Raw genomic sequence first — 16,365 nt, 5'->3', positions numbered from 1 at the left:
CCCATGGTCGAGTAGCTGAATATGTGCTCCCACCACGGGTGAACGGCAGTTGAACGAACCGCGTGCGTCCCTTCCCGGATGGCAGGGTGAGCCGCATGAACGGTCGTGAGCTGGTGCGTTCCATGAAGGTGCTGGGTTCGGTGGAGGGGTTGCGGCTGGTGCGGTCGGCGTGGCGGCGCCATCGCATCGATGCGCGGGCGCTGCCGCCGAGGGGTGCGGAGCGGGCCCGGGTGCCTGGTCCCGTGGTGGAGGCGGAGCCGTTGCCGGGCGGGGGGATCATCCGTTTCGCCCGCTCCGAGCTGCGGGTCTCGGTGTCGGCGGGCGGCACCGTGTTCTGGGGATGGGACGGGGCGGGGCCGCTGCCCTCGTACGCGCTGGCCGGCGATCCGCCCGAGCCCGATCCGCGGGCCGTCCTGGAACCGGACACCGACGGCGGCTGGCGGGTGGTGTCGGAGCGGGTGACCGTCGCGGTCTCCCGGCACGGTGCGGTGGAGGTCCGCACGCCGGGTGGGGTGGTGCTGCGCCGGGATCTGCCGCCGCGCTGGTGGGAGCCGGTGCGGAACGGGGAGAGCCGGGGCGGGGAGAGCCGAGGCGGGGAGAGCCGAGGCCGGACGAGTCGGGGCACGGAGACGGCGGCGGGTCAGGGGGGCTCGGGCGAGGGCTCGCCGTGGACGGCCCGCCGGGCGGCGCGCTGGGTGCAGCGCAGTGAGGTGCCGGCCGACGCCCGGTTCTTCGGGCTCGGCGGGCGGGCCTCGGGGCCGCGGCTGCGGGACGGCTCGTACCGCCTGTGGAACACCGACCCGTCCGCGGCCTTCTCCCCGGGCGACGACCCGCTGTACATCACCATGCCGGTGCAGCTCGTGGTGGCGGACGCGGGGACGCACCTCGCCTTCCACGACAACTCCTGGGACGGCCGGGTGCTCCTCTCCGAGGGCGAGGAGGGCGCGGGGTCGGGGCACGACCGGCCCGGCACGAGCGAGCTCCGGATGGAGGGCGGTCCGCTGCGCTGCTGGGTGATCGTCGGTACCCCCGCGCGCGTGCTGCACGGCTGGGCAGCGCTGACCGGCGCGCCCGCGCTGCCGCCGTCCTGGGCGCTGGGCCCGCAGCACGCCCGCTGGGGCTTCGGCAGCGAGCGCGAGGTGCGGCGGGTGGTGGACGGCTACCGGGACCGGGGCCTGCCGCTGTCCGTCCTGCACCTGGACATCGACCACTACGACGGGCACCGGGTGTTCACCGTGGACCGGGAGCGGTTCCCCGATCTGTCCGGGCTCGCGGACGAGCTGCGCGAACGCGGGGTGCGGCTGGTGTCGATCGTCGATCCTGCGGTGAAGGCGGAGCCCGGGAACGCAGTCTACGAGGGCGGGCGGGCCGCCGGGGCGTTCGTGCGGGACGACCGGGGCGAGGAGGTGCGCGGGGTGGTGTGGCCCGGCGAGTGCGCCTACCCGGACTTCACCGATCCGAAGGCACGGAAGTGGTGGGGCGGGCTCTACGAGGAGCGGCTGAAGCAGGGCTTCTCGGGGGTGTGGCACGACATGAACGAGCCGGTCTCCTTCGCCCCGTTCGGCGACCGCACGCTGCCCCGCTCGGCCCGTCACTGTCTGGAGGGCCGCGGCGGGGACCACCGTGAGGCCCACAACGTGTACGGCCTCGCGATGGCGCAGGCGGGCTACGAGGGGCTGCGCGCGCTGCGGCCGGAGGAGCGGCCGTTCCTGTTCTCGCGTTCGGGCTGGGCGGGGATGCAGCGGTACGGCGGGACCTGGTCCGGTGACGTGTCGACGGGGTGGCCGGGGCTGCGGGCGTCGCTGGCGCTCGTCCTGGGGCTCGGGCTGTGCGGGGTGCCGTACTCGGGGCCGGACGTCGGGGGTTTTGACGGGGCCCCGTCTCCGGAGCTGTTCCTGCGGTGGTACCAGCTGGGGGCGTGGCTGCCGCTGTTCCGCACGCACGCGGCTTTCGACGCCGGGCGCCGCGAGCCCTGGGAGTTCGGGCCCGAGGTCCTGGAGCACGCGCGGGCGGCGCTGTTGGAGCGCGAGCGGCTGCGACCGTACTTCGTCACCCTGTCCCGGCTCGCGCGGATGACGGGGGCGCCCTATGTGCGGCCGGTGTGGTGGGGAACGCCGGAGGACCGGGCGCTGCGGGACTGCGAGGACGCGTTCCTGCTCGGCGACTCGCTGCTGGTGGCGCCGGTGCTCTCCCAGGGCACGGACCGGCGGGCGGTGCGGCTGCCGCGCGGCTGGTGGTACGACACGGCGACGGGGCGGGCCTACGAGGGGCCCGGGCAGGTGCTGCTGGACGCGCCGCTGTCCCGGGTGCCGGTGCTCGCGCGGGCGGGCGCGGTGATCCCGGTGCGGGGCGAGGACGGCGAGCCAGCCCTGGAGGTGTGGGCGCCGGTCGCGGGGCGTACGGGCGGCGGGCTGGTCGTCCGGGACGCCGGGGACGGCTGGGAGCAGGCGGAGATCGAGCGGTACCAGTCGCGGCTGGTCGACGGGCGGGTCGTGGTGGAGCGGGTGACGGACGAGGGGGTGGAGGAGGCGGGACTGCCGGTGAGGGTACGGGGGCGTGCGGGGTCTGACGGGTGAGGGGTGAGGGGTGACGGGATCCCGGATCCGGCACAGGGGATCCGGGATCCGGGACGTCGGATCACCAGGCCCGACCATGGTCGTCGGATCCAATGTCCCGAATATCGAATCCCGGATATTGGATCCCGGATATTGGATCCAACCGTCCGCTCACCCGTACGCCCCCGCGAAGAAGCGCCGCACCGCCTCCGTGTGCAGCGGGAAAGCCAGCTCCTCGGGGCCGTGCAGCACGTGGTGCCCGCTGGTCTCGTCGGTCGGGGCGGACGGCGGGAGGGCGCTCACCGGGCGGGGCGGGAGGAGACCGAAGAGGAGGAGGTGCCCGGCCGGGGAGCTGAGGGCGTCGGCGAGCCGTACGTCCTCGGCGGCGGCCTCGATCCCGGTCTCCTCGCGCAGTTCGCGCACCACGGCCTCCTGCCAGAGCTCGCCGAAGTCGATGAAGCCGCCCGGCAGGGCGGCCCGGCCGGACTGTGGCGGGATGGTGCGCGTGATGGCGACGAGCGCGGTGCCCCCGGCGCCGGTGACGGGAAGCAGCGCGACGGCGACGGGAAGCGGGTTGCGGTAGGCGGTGGTGCCGCAGGCGGCGCAGGTGCGGGGCCAGGCGGCGGCGGATCCCGCCGGGTAGCGGGTGCCGCAGGAGGAGCAGTGGGAGTGCGGTGAGGAGTCGGTCACGGGCCGACCGTATGCGATGCGCCTTCCCCGCCGCTGCCGTAGCTGATAGATGGTGCACATGACAGCACTGAAGCGACTGACGGGACGTGCCTCCGCCCTGCGCGCCCTCGGCGCGCTGGCCCTCGCCGGCCTGCTCGCCGCGTCCGCCACCGCCACCGCGCCCCCGGCCGGAGCGGCCCCGGAGTCCCGTGCACCGCGTGAGTTCGTGGCCCTGGACCGGGTGGACCCGACGATCCTCCAGGAGATGCGCTACACCACGGAGCACAACTTCGTGGGCGAGCGCGTCGACGGCTACCGCCAGCCGGTGTGCATCCTCACCCGGCCCGCCGCCGAGGCGCTGCACCGCGCCCAGGTGAAGCTCCTGGCCAGGGGCTACACGCTCAAGGTGTACGACTGCTATCGGCCCCAGCGGGCGGTGGACCACTTCGTGCGCTGGGCGAAGGACCTGGACGACGAGCGGATGAAGCGGGAGTTCTATCCGCTGGTCGACAAGTCGCGGCTGTTCGCGGACGGTTACATCGCGGAGAAGTCGGGCCACAGCAGGGGCTCGACGGTGGACGTCACGGTCGTGCGGCTGCCGGCCGCGCCGACCCGCCCGTACGTGCCGGGCGAGCCCCTGGTGGAGTGCTTCCGGCCCCAGGGCGAGCGCTTCCCGGACAACTCCCTCGACATGGGCACGGGTTTCGACTGCTTCGACACCCTCTCCCACACCGACGACCCCCGCGTCCAGGGCGCCCAGCGGGCCAACCGGGACCTGCTGCGGAACGCGCTGGCGGAGCAGGGGTTCGTCAACCTGCCCGAGGAGTGGTGGCACTTCACCTTCAAGCCGGAGCCGTTCCCCTCGGCCTTCTTCGACTTCCCGGTGGCACGCAGGTCGGTGGCGGGGCACTGACGTCTTCCGGCGCCGGGCCCGCCCGTGCCAGACTTCTGACGCTTCGTCAGATCAGAGGAGGCCGGAGAAATGGCACGGACGCGCAGGCCGGTGGTGGCCGGCTGGTTCACCCACGACGCCGACGGCCCCGTCCCGGACGGGGAGTTCCGGCTCCTCGGGACCCGCTGCACCGCCTGCGCCTCGGTCTTCTTCCCCCGTGAGGACGACTGGTGCCGCAATCCGCACTGCCCCGGCGGTGGTGAGCTCACCGAGACGCCGCTCTCCCGGCGCGGTCGGATCTGGTCGTACACCGACGGCCGGTACCGCCCCCCGGCTCCGTACGTCTCCGATCCGGGCGCTCCCTGGGAGCCGTACACGCTCGTCGCGGTGGAGCTCGCGGCCGAGGCCATGGTGGTCCTCGGACAGGCCGCGCCGGGCGTGCGGACGGACGACCTGGCCGTGGGGGCGGAGGTGGAGCTCGTGCCGGGCGTGCTCCACGAGGACGACGAGCACGTCTGGACCACGTGGCACTGGCGGCCGGTGGCGCGGCATCAGCCTGCCGGCGACCCCGGTGATGCTGCCCCTGGTGTTGGGACGGCTGACTCCGAGGACTCCCGGCACCCCGCCGAGCCCGGGGAACCCGGGGAACCCGGCCGGCCCGGGGGCTCCGCGGACTCCGGGAAGGCGCGGGGATGAACGACATCGCCGTGCTCGGGGCCGGGATGCACCCGTGGGGAAAGTGGGGCCGCGGCTTCGTCACGTACGGGACGGCCGCCGCCCGGGCCGCGCTCGCCGACGCGGGGCTCGGCTGGCAGGACGTCACGTCGGTCGTCGGCGCCGACACCGTGCGCTGCGGCTACCCCGGTTACGTGGCCGGGGCCACCTTCGCCCAGGCGCTCGGCTGGCAGGGCACACGGGTGACCAGCGTCTACGCCGCCTGCGCCTCCGGGGCCCAGGCCATCGGCACCGCCCGGGCGCAGATCCTGGCCGGGCTCGCGGACGTGGTGCTCGTGGTCGGCGCCGACTCCGCGCCGAAGGGTTTCTTCGCCCCGGCGGGCGGCGACCGCCCCGACGACCCCGACTGGCTGCGCTTCCGGGTGCTGGGGGCGACCAACCCCGCGTACTTCGGGCTCTACGCCCGGCGCAGGATGGCCCTGTACGGGGACACGCCCGAGGACTTCGCCCTGGTGAAGGTGAAGAACGCGGCGGCGGGCGCGCTCAATCCGCTCGCCCGCTACCGCACACCGGTAAGCGCGGCGGAGGTGGCCGTCTCGCCGGTGGTCGCCGATCCGCTGCGCCTGCTCGACATCTGCGCGACCTCCGACGGGGGCGCGGCGCTCGTCCTGTCCGGCATGGAGTTCGCCCGGCGGCACGGGCACCCGGATCCGGTCCGTATCCGGGCCGTGTCCACGGTCACCCCGGCCTATCCGAGGACGGTCCTCGACCTGCCCGACATCGCGACCGACTCCGCCGCGGCGGTCTCCCCCGCGCCGCACACCTTCCGTTCCTCAGTCGCCCGCGCCGCGTACGAGGAGGCGGGGCTCGGCCCGGAGGACCTGTCCCTGGCGGAGGTGTACGACCTGTCCACGGCCCTGGAGCTGGAGTGGTACGAGGACATCGGCCTGTGCGGGGCGGGCGAGGGCGCGAAGCTGCTGCGGGACGGGGCGACCGCGCTGGGCGGGCGCGTCCCGGTGAACCCGAGCGGCGGGCTCGCCTCCTTCGGAGAGGCGGTGCCCGCGCAGGCCATCGCCCAGGTCTGCGAGCTGACCTGGCAGCTGCGCGGGACGGCGGGCGACCGGCAGGTGCCGGGGGCGCGGGCCGGGATCACCGCGAACCAGGGCCTGTTCGGCCACGGTTCGGCGGTGGTCGCGGTGCGCTGAGGCCCGGCGGCCGGGCCCGTGGTGCGTGACCTGCGGCACCAGCGGCACCAGCGGCGGGCGACCGGGCCGTGGCACGCGGGGCAACAGCCGGGCCCGTGGTGCGTGACCTGCGGCACCAGCGGCACCAGCGGCGGGCGACCGGGCCGTGGCACGCGGGGCAACGGCCCGGCCCGTGGTGCGCGAGGCCGACGGCCGGCGGCGTCCGACGGCGGCCGGCCTGCGGGCCGGGTTCCGTGCGGGCCGTGCCCCGGTGTCCTCAGGGCCTCGGGCCTCGGGCCTCAGGTCACCGGGCCTGAGGCCCTCGACGTCAGGTCCCCGACCTCAGATCCTCGGGCCTCAGGTCGTCAGCACCTTGGGGCCTTCCGCCAGGGCCAGGGCGTTCTCGACGACCGCGACGAGGACGTTCTTGACCGACTCGCGGTCCCGGGCGTCGCACAGCAGCAGCTCCACCTCGGGGTCGAGGTCGAGCGCGCCCCGGACCGTCTCCGGCGCGTAACGGCGGGCGCCCTCGAAGCAGTTGACGGCGACCGTGAACGGGATGCCGCGCCGCTCGAAGTAGTCGATGGCGGCGAAGCTGTCCTCCAGGCGCCGAGTGTCGGCGAGCACGACCGCGCCGAGCGCGCCCTGGGCGAGCTCGTCCCACAGGAACCAGAAGCGGTCCTGTCCCGGGGTGCCGAAGAGGTAGAGGACCAGGTCCTCGCGCAGCGTGATCCGCCCGAAGTCCATGGCGACGGTGGTGGTCGCCTTGGTCTCGACGCCGTGCAGGTCGTCGACCGGCCGGCCGGCTTCGCTGAGGATCTCCTCGGTGCGCAGCGGCCGGATCTCGCTGACCGCGCCCACCAGGGTGGTCTTGCCGACTCCGAAGCCGCCCGCGACGAGGATCTTCAGCGTCACCGGTTCGACCGGCGGCTGCTGCTTGCGGCTAGAGCGCCCGAAGGCCATTGATCACCTCGCGAAGGATGCTCACGTCCGGCAGCTCGGCCGGCGGAACGGGGCGGGTCACGTGGACGAGCTCGTCCTCGACGAGGTCCCCGACGAGGACCCGTACCACCCCGACGGGGAGGTCGAGTCCCGCGGCGAGCTCGGCGATCGACTGCGGCTGCTCGGAGCAGCGTTCGACGATCTCCACGTGTTCGGGGGACAGCGTCTGGTCGCGGCCGGGGTCGTCGGCGGCCGGTTCGGGCACCACCACCGCGATGAGGTCGAGCCGGTGGCGGGTGGCGGCACTGGTGCGGCCACGGGTCATCGCGTACGGGCGGACCACCGGGCCCGCCTCGTCGTCGAACCAGTGGCCGGGCGCATCCTCGTGGGTGGCTCTGGACCGGCGGCCGGCCCGGTCGGTGTCCCTCATCCCGTCCCCCTCATCCATCCTCAGGCCGGCAGCCCGGTCCTGGGCGCCGTGGCGAGGTGCGCGCCGACCCGCTTGACCATGAGGGTCATCTCGTACGCGACCTGGCCGACGTCGGAGTCGGCGTCGGCGAGGACGGCCAGGCAGCTGCCGTCGCCGGCGGCGGTGACGAAGAGGAAGGCGTCCTCCAGCTCGACCACGGTCTGGCGCACCCTGCCCGCCTCGAAGTGGCGGCCCACGCCCTTGGCGAGGCTGTGGAAGCCGGAGGCGACGGCGGCGAGGTGCTCGCCGTCCTCGCGGGAGAGGTCCTGCGAGGCGCCGGTGGCCAGGCCGTCGCTGGAGAGCACCAGGGCCTTGCGGATGGAGCCGACGCGCTGGACGAGTTCGTCGAGGAGCCAGTTCAGCTCCCCGTTGCCGTGGGTGGAGCTGTGGGCTGCTGCGGCGTTCGGTGCGGTCATCGACCGTCCCCCTCGGGTGTCGTTCCTGGTGCTGTCGTTTCGGCGTTCTGCCGGCGTCCGCGCTGCCAGCCCCGCTGCATCGAGGCCATGCGGCTGCGCACCTCCTCGGCGTCGCGCTCGAAGGAGTCGGTCTCGGTGGCGGCGCCGGAGCCGGCCGTGGCGCCCTTCCGGTCCCCGTCCCGCCCGTCCCGGTTCCGCCCGTCCCCGGCGCGGTCGTCGGTGGCGCGCAGCTGGGGCGCGAGGCTGGCCTGGCGGACGCGGCGGGGCAGCCCGCCGAACGGGGCCGCCTCCTCCTGCGGTACGGGGACGAGGGTGGGCGCGGGGCGGACCCGGGCCAACTCCATCGTGTCGTCGGCGCGGGAGCCGGGGCCGGAGCCGTCCGGGTCGCCGGCCGGTCCCGCGCCGGGGTGGGCGCGGCCCGGTTCGTCCAGGCGCCGGCCGTGGTCGACGACGAGCGTCGGCGGGCGGCGGCGGGGCAGCGGGACCGGCCCGGCGGGGGTGTCGTCGGCCGTGCGGCCGCCGGGGCGCTCGGAGCTCTGCTGGTGCCGGCCCTGCTTCTGGCCCTGCTTCTGCTTCTGGCCCTGGCTCTGGTGCTGGTCGCCGCGGCGGCGGTGCTCGCGGGCCCGGAACAGGCCACCGCGCTCGCTCTCGGTGTCGAGGAGGTCGGCCGCGCCGCCGAGGAGGTCCTCCAGGCCGTCGGCGTCCAGCGGGGCCTCCAGCTCGACGGGGCCGCCCAGGGCGGCGTCGCGGACCTGGGTGAGCGCGGGCCGGCCGCCAGTCAGCCCTTCGGGCCCGGCGGCGTCGCGGGCCGTGGCCGTGCGGGGGTCCATGCTCTTGCGGTCGAGCCGGAAGCCGGCGCCCTGGGTCTCGGGGGCGTCGGTGAGCAGCGCGGCCGGGATGAAGACGACCGCGGTGGTGCCTCCGTACGGGGAGGGCTGGAGGGAGACGCGGACGTTCTGGCGCTGGGCGAGGCGGCTGACCACGAAGAGGCCGAGGCGGTCGGTGTCGGAGAGTTCGAACTCGGGTGTCTCGGCGAGGCGCAGATTGGCGTCGAGCAGGGCGTCGGGGTTCATGCCAAGGCCGCGGTCGTGGATCTCCAGGGTGAAGCCGTTGGCGACGCGCTCGCCGAGCACCTGGACGGCGGTGTGCGGCGGGGAGAAGACGGTGGCGTTCTCGAGGAGTTCGGCGATCAGATGGGTGAGGTCGGCGACGGCGGGGCCGCCGACGCCGAGCCGGGGCAGCCGGCGGACCTCGATGCGCTCGTAGTCCTCGACCTCGGCGACGGCGGCGCGGACGACGTCCATGAGCTGGACGGGCTTGCGCCACTGGCGGGAGGGGGCGGCGCCGGAGAGGATCACCAGGCCCTCGGCGTGCCGGCGCATGCGGGTGGTGAGGTGGTCGAGCCGGAAGAGGTCGGCGAGCTCCTCGGTGTCCTCGGTGCGGCGCTCCATGGTGTCGAGGAGGGTCAGCTGGCGGTGCAGCAGGACCTGGTTGCGGCGGGCGAGGTTGACGAAGACCTCGGCGACGCCGCGGCGCATGTCGGCCTGCTTGACGGCGGCCTCGACGGCGGCGCGCTGGAGGGTGTTGAGGGCCTGGCCGACCTGGCCGACCTCGTCCTCGGCGTACCGCAGGTGGGGCACCTCGGTCTCGACGTCGACGTGCTCGCCGGCGGCGAGCCGGCGCATGACGCTGGGCAGGCGGACGCCGGAGACCTCCTGGGCCTCCTTGCGGAGCAGGCGCAGGTCGCGGACGAGGTCGCGGCCGATGCGGACGGAGACGACGACGGAGACGAGGAGGGCGACGAAGCCGAGGACGCCGGCGACGCCGGCCTTGAGCAGCACGCTGTACGCGGCGGGCTGGACCCGATCCTGGTAGCGGTCGCCGGCGGCGGTGTTCTCGCGGGCGAGGTCGTCGAGGACGGGGGTGGCGTGCTCCTGCCAGCGTTCGGCGGTGACGGTCCGGGGGCTGTCGGTGGGGCCCGCCGTGATGAGGGACTCCTCCGCCTTGCGCAGCGGCGCGGTCTCGGGGCCGGTCCAGTACTTCTCGAAGCGCTGGCGTTCGGAGCCGGGCAGGATCTCCAGGTTGGCCTCGTAGAACACCTTGCGGGCGGCGACCAGGTCGGTGATCGCGCGGATCTCCTGGGTGGTGACGCGTTCGGCGAGGAGCGCGGAGACGACGAGGGCGTCCTCGCGGGAGAGGAGTTCGCGGGCGCGGGTGACTCCGACGAGGGCGCGGCCCTGCTTGTCCATCTCGACGTTCTCCAGGGCGTGGAGGGTCAGGAGGAAGCGGTAGCAGGGGTCGACGAGCCGGCTGTAGAAGTCGAGGGCCTGCATGCGGCCGATGCTGCGGTTCTCCACCGAGCGGCGCAGCGAGGAGAGGTCGTCGAGGGCGTCGAGGACGGAGGTCAGCCGCTGCGCGGTGACGGGGCTCATCTCGCCCCGTACGCCGGGGTCGGCGGCGTTGCGGCGGATGAGGGCGATCTGGCGGTCGGTGGCCTCGCGCTGGACGCGGAGCTCGGTGAGGGCGTCCGCGGCCCGGGGGTCGGCGAGGTAGACGAGGGACTGGCGGCGTTCCTTCTGGATGACGCGGACGGTGTCCTCGATGGGGTAGCCGACCTTGTCGACGATGTAGGCGACGTCGAGGAGCTGGCGTGCCTCGCGGCCGGTGAGGACCGTCGCGAAGCCCCAGAGGCCCGTGAGGGAGACGAGCGGCACGAGGAGCAACGCCACGATCTTCCGGCGGATGGACTTCCCGCGAAAGCGCATGGCCTCCCCCAGCTCGGCCCCCGCGGCCACGGAGGTCCCTCACATCGTCACGTCGTCACGCTCGGCGTCAACACGCGGCGTCAACCTTCGGATTCAACAAACGGCGGCGCGAGCCTACTACTGCATCACAGCCATCTCGAAGATGCGTCCGGGCGATTTTCAGCCGGTCGAGTGAGTGTTGATCATGAGATGTCCCGGTATTCGGGGAGTTGGCTTCCGCCACTGTGGCGCAGGACACCTTGCGGGGCGCCGTACGGCCCGTCAGGTCCGATGTCCTTGACGATGGCTGGAATTGAGTGTTCCGCTCCGCCCGGGAGGTGATCGAACCGGGGACCCGGCGAAACCTTTTCCCTCCCTCGTACGTCATTCTGTACCGGGGAGGGTGTGTCCGCGTAAAGCGGCTCAAGACGGGCAGCAGCTTCCCTGGAGACATCGTTGGTGGGGAGTGACGAGCGCGATGGAACACGAGGCGCGGCCGGTGCGGCAGTTGTGGGTGGAGGACGAGAAGGGCCGTCGCCGGTTGCCCGATCCGGTGCGGGCGGCCGCCGTGCGGGCCGTTCTCATCACCTCCGTGACACTGATTCAGGCGATGGTCGCCTTCTTCTGCTCGCTCGCCGGGTCGTGGCTGGCGTTCCCGGTGACGATCACTGCGGTGGCCAGCACCGTGGTGGCGACCTGGAGCGTGCTCGACGTGTGGATCACCCGTCAGGTGTGGCAGCAGCGCAACGGCGTCGTGTCGGAGCCGAGCAGCACGGCGGGGCTGCTGCGGCGCGAACGGCGACGGGAGGAAGGACCGGCGCTCTCCGAGGCCGCCTGAGGGCGGGCGAGCGGACACACGGAGACATGACGGTCAGGGCGTTCGGCCCGGCCCCCGTCGCGCGGGGGCCGGGCCGAACGCCTTCTTCATGACCGCTCGCCGCTACTCCGCCGCGGAGGCCGAAGCCTCGGCGGAGGCGGGGACCGCGGCGGTGGCGGGGACCGCGGCGCCGGCAGCGGGTGCCCCGGCGGTGGCGGAGGCGGTTTCGGGAGTACGGCGGAACATCCGGGTCGCCGTGATCTCGCCGTGGATCGTCTCGCCCTCCGCGCTCGGCTGCGGCAGGCCCGGCCTCAGGTGCTCCTCCACGCTGATGTACTTCAGGCCCGCCCTCAGGTCGGCGTCGTTGCGCAGCCGGATGACCAGCGGGAACTCGGCGAGCGCGGTCGTGTCGAACAGGCCCGTCGTGTACAGCAGCTGCACACCGAGCGCGTCCGAGACGGCCCGCTGGAGTTCCAGCAGATACGTGGCGTTCGCGCGGCCGATCGGGTTGTCGAGGAACAGCGTGCCCGCGTGGCGGTGCTTGTCGCGGCCCCGGTCGTTGGAGCGGAGCGCGGCCATCGTGCAGTAGAGGGCGATGGCGGCGGTGAGCAGCTGGCCGCCGGAGAAGACGTCGCCCATCTGTCCGACCGGCACGCGCTCGGCGCGCAGCACCGCGTCGGGCTTGAGGATCTCCACGGCGACGCCCTTCGGTTCGAGGGCTGCCTGCACTCCGCGCAGCAGCAGGGACATGCCGTCCCTGCGCAGGTCGGAGTTCTTCTTGACGGCGGCGCGGGTCGCCTCGTCGATCACCTCGCCGAGGCGCTCGGTGAGGGTGGCCTGGTCGGGCTCCTCGAAGCGGATGCGCAGGAACTCCTGCCCCGACCACTCCCCCAGTCCCTCCGGCAGGCGGGACAGCCGCTGGGCGGAGCGCAGGGTGGCGAGCGCGGACTCCACCAGGCCGCGCAGCCGGTCCACGATGGAGTCGCGGTTGCGCTCCAGCTGCGCGAGCTCGTCGGTGAGCACGCGCAGCCGGGGCGCGAAGGCCTCGGCCCACTTCGCGGCGTGCTCCGGCAGGGCGGCGGCGGGCAGTTCGCGGATCTGCTGGCGGGCCGGGGTGCGGACCTGCTCGAAGCGGGTGGAGTTGGCGTGCCGTACGAGGATGTCGCCGGCCTCGCGGACGGCGGCGTCGGCGGCCGACAGTTCGGCCGCGCAGCCGCGCAGGGAACGGCGGGCCTCCGCCGCCGAGTTCCGGCCCTCGGCCAGCGGGCCGGGGTAGGGCTCGGGGACGTCCGGCTCCTCCTCCGCGTGGTCGCGCAGGAGGTCGCGAAGGAGCGCGGCGGTCTCGTCGAAGCCGCCGGCGGCGTCCTCGGCGGCCCGGTGGGCCTGGAGCAGACCGGCGTGGGCGGCGCGCGCCGCCTCCAGGGCGTCGGTGCGGGCGGCCAGTTCGGCGGTGGCGGTCCGCAGCAGGGCCTGGGCGTGCTCGGCGTCGGCCGGCACGAGCTCCTCGGGCAGCTCGGTGTGCGCCTCGCCGTCCTCGGGAGCGAGCCGCTCGGCCTCGCCGCGCAGCCGGCCGAGCTTCTCGCTCGCCTCGGAGGCGCGCGTCTCCAGTTTCTGCACGAGGGCCTCGGCGCGGGCGGCGGCGGCCTGACGGGACGGGCCGTCGGCGCCGTCCGTGGACTCCAGGAGCTGCTCGGCGCGGGTCCGGACCTTGTTGGTGAGGCGGTCGAGCTCGGCGCGGGCGGCGGACTCGTCGCTCTCGGCGCGCGCCTGTTCGGCGCGCAGGTCGGCGCCGACGCCGACCTTCTCGTACAGCTGGGAGGCGGCGCGGTAGGCCTCGCGCAGGGTGGGGAGGGCGGCGCGCGGAGCGTCGGCGGCCTGCTCCGGAAGGTTCTCCGGGGCCCCGGCGATCTCGGCGCGTTCGGCGCGCAGCGCGCGGGCGGTGCGGTGGGCGTCGTCGGCGGCGCGCTGGGCGGCCCGGCGGTCCTCGTCGGCGGCGCGGGCGCGCTCCAGGCAGGTCTGGGCCCGGGCCTCGCACTCGGCGGCCTCGTCGGCGAGTTCGCGCAGCCTGGCCTGCCAGGCGGAGCGCTCGCGCAGCCGGAAGGCGAGGCCGGCGAGGGCGTCGGCGGCGCGGCGGGCCCGCTGGGCGGCCTCCTGGCGCTCGTCGCGGACCCGGGCGGCGTCGGCGGCGGCCTCCTCGGCCTCGGCCCGTACCGTACGGGCCTCGGCGAGCGCGGCGACCGCGGCCTCGGCGGCGGTGCGGGCTGAGGCCGCGGCGGCGGCCAGCTCGCCGAGCATGCCGGGCGGGCAGTCGGCGCGCCAGGCGCCGATCCGGGCGGCGAGGGAGCGGTCGCCGGCGAGGCGGGTGGCGAGGGAGCGGATCTCCTCGTCCCGGGCGGCGGCGCGGGCGCGCAGCGCCTGGCGCTCCTCGTCGGCGGCGTGCTCGTCGTGCATCGCCGGGTTCGGCGGTACGAGGAAGACCTCGCCGTCCTGGCCGGAACCGGGCGCGGGCACGGGCGCGAGGAGGGCGGCGGCGGTGCCGACGGCGACGGTGGAGCGGGGCAGCAGGGCGGCGCCGCTCAGCACCTCGCGGGCGCGGCCGTACGAGACGGGGTCGGTGATGACGACGCCGTCGACCAGCTCGGGGCGGGCGGCGAGGACGGCGGCGTGGTCGGCGGGGTCGACGGCCTGCGCGAGGTAGCGCCAGCCGGGCAGGGCGGGGATGCCGTGCTCGCCGAGGTACTCGACGGTGGCGAGGACGTCGGGGCCGGGCGGCAGCAGACCGCCGTCACCGAGGGCGCCGAGGATGCGGTTGTCGTCGGCGGCGGCGGTGCGCAGGTCGAAGAGCTGCCGCTCGGCGGAGGCGATGGACTGGTCGAGCAGGGCGCGCAGGTCGTCGGCGTACCGGTCGAAGTCGGTGACGTCGAGGGGGCCTCGGTCGGCCGGCCGCAGGCCGGAGGCGGCACCGGAGGCCGGAGCGGCGGCGCCGGGAGTGTCGCCGGTGGCGGGGCCCGTCCGGCCGTCGGCCGGGGCGGCGGGGTCGCCGTCGCGCCGGCTCGCGGCGGTCGCGGGGCCGCCCTGGCCGGGGACGACACCGGTGGCCGGGGTGCCGGCCCGCTGGCCCGGCACCGGGGCGGCGGGAGCGCTCGGCAGGCTGAGCAGTTCGGCCAGGCGCTCCTCGGCGGCCAGCGACTCGGCGGCGCGGCGCTCCGCCTCGTAGGCGTGCTCGGCGGCGTCGGCCGCGTCGGAGGCGCGGGCTGCGGCGAGTTCGGCGCGGGATTCGGCGGCCGCGGCCTCACGGGCGCGTTCGGCGGCCGTGCGGGCGGCCTCGCGGGCCGCGTCCCACGCGGCGACCGTGGTCTTCTCGGCGTCGCTCGCGGCGAGGGCGGCGCGGGCGGGGTCGGCGTCGGGGGCTGTGTCGTCGAGCCAGCCGGCCCGGACGGCCTCGGCCGTCTCCTGCTCGACCTCGGCGAGGCGCTGGCGCAGGTGGCCGGCCTCGCTGCGGGCGCGCTGGGCCTCGGTGGCGGCGGCGGTGGCGTCGCGGTGGGCGGTCTCGCCGGCCTCCTGGAGCGCGGCGGACCGCTCCTCCTCCTCGGCGGCCTGCCGTTCGCCCTCCTCGGCGGCGGCGGAAAGGGCCCGTACGAGATCGGCGGCGGCCTCGGCGCGGGCGGCGAGGGCCGGGGCGGCGTCCCGCTCGGCCTCGCGGATGGCGGCGGCCACGCGCGCGGAGCGGTCGCTCGCTGCCCGGTGGCGGAGCACGGACTCGGCGGCCTGCCAGGCCGCGTGGAGGGTGCGGGCGTCGCTGAGCTCGCGCCGCTGGGCGGCGGCGCCCTTCTCGGCGGCGGTCAGGGCCAGGGAGGCGTGGCGGTAGGCGAGTTCGGCGGCGACCAGGGCGCTGCGGCCGCGTGCGGTCTCGGCCTCGGAGACGGCGTGGGCGGCGGAGGTGACCTGCTGGGCCAGTTCGGCGGCCCGGCCGCGCTCCTGGGCGGCGCGGGCGGAGAGCCGGCGGGCGAGGGTGCGGGTGCGGCGCTCGGCGCCGGCGTGCACGTCGCGGGCGCGGGCGCGGGTGTCGGCGGCCTCGACGATGCGGGTCAGCAGGTCGACGGAGCCGGCGGTGAAGTCCCGTTCGGCGGTGAGTTCGGCGCGGCGGCCGAGCTTGTTGCCGAAGCCGCTGACCAGGTCGGCGAGGCCGTCGGTGTCACGGGTGTCGGTGACGGCGCGCAGCAGGAGGTCGGTGAAGTCGGAGTCCTTCTTGACCGCGAAGAGGCCGGCGGCCTCGCCCTCGTCGGCGTTCATCTCCCGCTGGTAGCGGAAGAGTTCGGGGTCGAGCCCGAGGTCGCCGAGGTGCTCGTTCCAGCGGTCGTGGATCTCCTCCCAGTAGACCTCCAGGTGGGGATAGGCCTTGCCCGCCTCGGTGAGGGCGTCGCGGAAGCCCTTCATGGTGCGGCGGCGGCCGGTGGCGCCGGAGGTGCCCTCGGCGGGCGGGCGAACGGAAGTGGCCTCGGCGACCGGCAGGTTGTCGAGGCTGAGGCCGGGGCCGGGGCGGAAGGAGTACCAGGCCTCGGCGAACTTGCGGGGGTCGTTGGAGACCTGGCGGCCGCGCCACTCGCTGGCCTTGCCGACGACGACGAGCTCACCGGTGAGGGTGTGCTGCCACTCCAGGGCGACGTGGCCGCAGTCGTCGGCGAGGAGGAACTTGCGGAGCACGCCGGAGCTGGCGCCGCCGAGGGTGTTGCGGTGGCCGGGCAGCATGACCGAGAAGATCAGCTTGAGGAGGACGGACTTGCCGCCGCCGTTCTCCAGGAAGAGCACGCCGGCGGGGGCGGGGCGGCGCGGCGGGCCGACCGGCTCCTCCTCGAAGAACTCCGCCTGGGTGGGGGCGGGGTGGGGCACGGGCGCGCCGACTCCGCGCAGGTCCAGGACGGTGTCGGCGTAGCGGGCACCGGCCGGGCCGATGGAGTAGAGGCGGACCCGGGACAGCTCGTACATGCGGCGGACTCTCGTC

General features: G+C 75.2%; 10 protein-coding genes and 1 pseudogene. 5 read left to right on the top strand and 6 right to left on the bottom strand.

What is annotated here, in order from left to right; translation table 11 throughout:
* Positions 1-95 precede the first annotated feature (95 nt).
* Positions 96-2,576, top strand: a complete 2,481-nt coding sequence (locus tag ABD954_RS28950; protein WP_345490391.1) for a glycoside hydrolase family 31 protein — start codon at positions 96-98, stop codon at positions 2,574-2,576.
* A gap of 150 nt (positions 2,577-2,726) precedes the next feature.
* On the opposite strand, the gene ABD954_RS28945 is transcribed toward ABD954_RS28950, so the two are convergent.
* Complete coding sequence (locus ABD954_RS28945; RefSeq protein ID WP_345490389.1) at positions 2,727-3,305, bottom strand: NUDIX domain-containing protein; 579 nt, start codon at positions 3,303-3,305, stop codon at positions 2,727-2,729.
* On the opposite strand from ABD954_RS28945, the gene ABD954_RS28940 reads away from it, so the two are divergent.
* From ABD954_RS28940 to ABD954_RS28930, 3 genes and pseudogenes are all read left to right on the top strand, one after another.
* Positions 3,304-4,137, top strand: a complete 834-nt coding sequence (locus tag ABD954_RS28940) for a M15 family metallopeptidase (protein ID WP_382745594.1) — start codon at positions 3,304-3,306, stop codon at positions 4,135-4,137. The two genes, ABD954_RS28945 and ABD954_RS28940, sit on opposite strands and share 2 nt — an antisense overlap.
* Before the next feature lie 69 nt (positions 4,138-4,206).
* Positions 4,207-4,656, top strand: a pseudogene (locus ABD954_RS28935) (Zn-ribbon domain-containing OB-fold protein); the annotation flags it as partial.
* Positions 4,657-4,808: 152 nt separating this feature from the next.
* Positions 4,809-5,996 carry a lipid-transfer protein gene (locus tag ABD954_RS28930; RefSeq protein ID WP_345490387.1) on the top strand — a complete coding sequence of 396 codons (1,188 nt, stop codon included), beginning with the start codon at positions 4,809-4,811 and terminating at the stop codon, positions 5,994-5,996.
* Between the two features lie 336 nt (positions 5,997-6,332).
* On the opposite strand, the gene ABD954_RS28925 is transcribed toward ABD954_RS28930, so the two are convergent.
* Genes ABD954_RS28925 through ABD954_RS28910 form a run of 4 tightly spaced genes read right to left on the bottom strand, consistent with a single transcriptional unit; the run spans position 6,333 to position 10,567 of the window.
* On the bottom strand, positions 6,333-6,938 hold the full coding sequence (locus ABD954_RS28925; RefSeq protein WP_345490385.1) for a GTP-binding protein: 606 nt from the start codon (positions 6,936-6,938) through the stop codon (positions 6,333-6,335).
* Entirely contained in the window at positions 6,919-7,347 is a 429-nt protein-coding gene (locus tag ABD954_RS28920) for a DUF742 domain-containing protein (protein WP_345490383.1), read from the bottom strand. The genes ABD954_RS28925 and ABD954_RS28920 overlap by 20 nt, the downstream gene beginning before the upstream one ends.
* A 20-nt stretch (positions 7,348-7,367) precedes the next feature.
* Positions 7,368-7,802: a roadblock/LC7 domain-containing protein gene (locus tag ABD954_RS28915; RefSeq protein ID WP_345490381.1), complete on the bottom strand. Its 435-nt coding sequence runs from the start codon at positions 7,800-7,802 to the stop codon at positions 7,368-7,370.
* Entirely contained in the window at positions 7,799-10,567 is a 2,769-nt protein-coding gene (locus ABD954_RS28910) for a sensor histidine kinase (protein ID WP_345490379.1), read from the bottom strand. Before ABD954_RS28910 ends, ABD954_RS28915 begins: the two co-directional genes overlap by 4 nt.
* A gap of 457 nt (positions 10,568-11,024) precedes the next feature.
* Here ABD954_RS28910 and ABD954_RS28905 point away from each other — a divergent pair, with 457 nt between their 5' ends.
* Complete coding sequence (locus ABD954_RS28905; protein ID WP_382745592.1) at positions 11,025-11,384, top strand: hypothetical protein; 360 nt, start codon at positions 11,025-11,027, stop codon at positions 11,382-11,384.
* Positions 11,385-11,486: 102 nt separating this feature from the next.
* Here ABD954_RS28905 and ABD954_RS28900 read toward each other — a convergent pair whose 3' ends face one another.
* Complete coding sequence (locus ABD954_RS28900) at positions 11,487-16,349, bottom strand: hypothetical protein (protein WP_345490377.1); 4,863 nt, start codon at positions 16,347-16,349, stop codon at positions 11,487-11,489.
* Between the last annotated feature and the right edge of the window lie 16 nt (positions 16,350-16,365).

The organism is Streptomyces roseoviridis, from assembly GCF_039535235.1.
Classification (GTDB): domain Bacteria; phylum Actinomycetota; class Actinomycetes; order Streptomycetales; family Streptomycetaceae; genus Streptomyces; species Streptomyces roseoviridis.
This window is presented reverse-complemented; position numbering and strand designations above follow the sequence as displayed.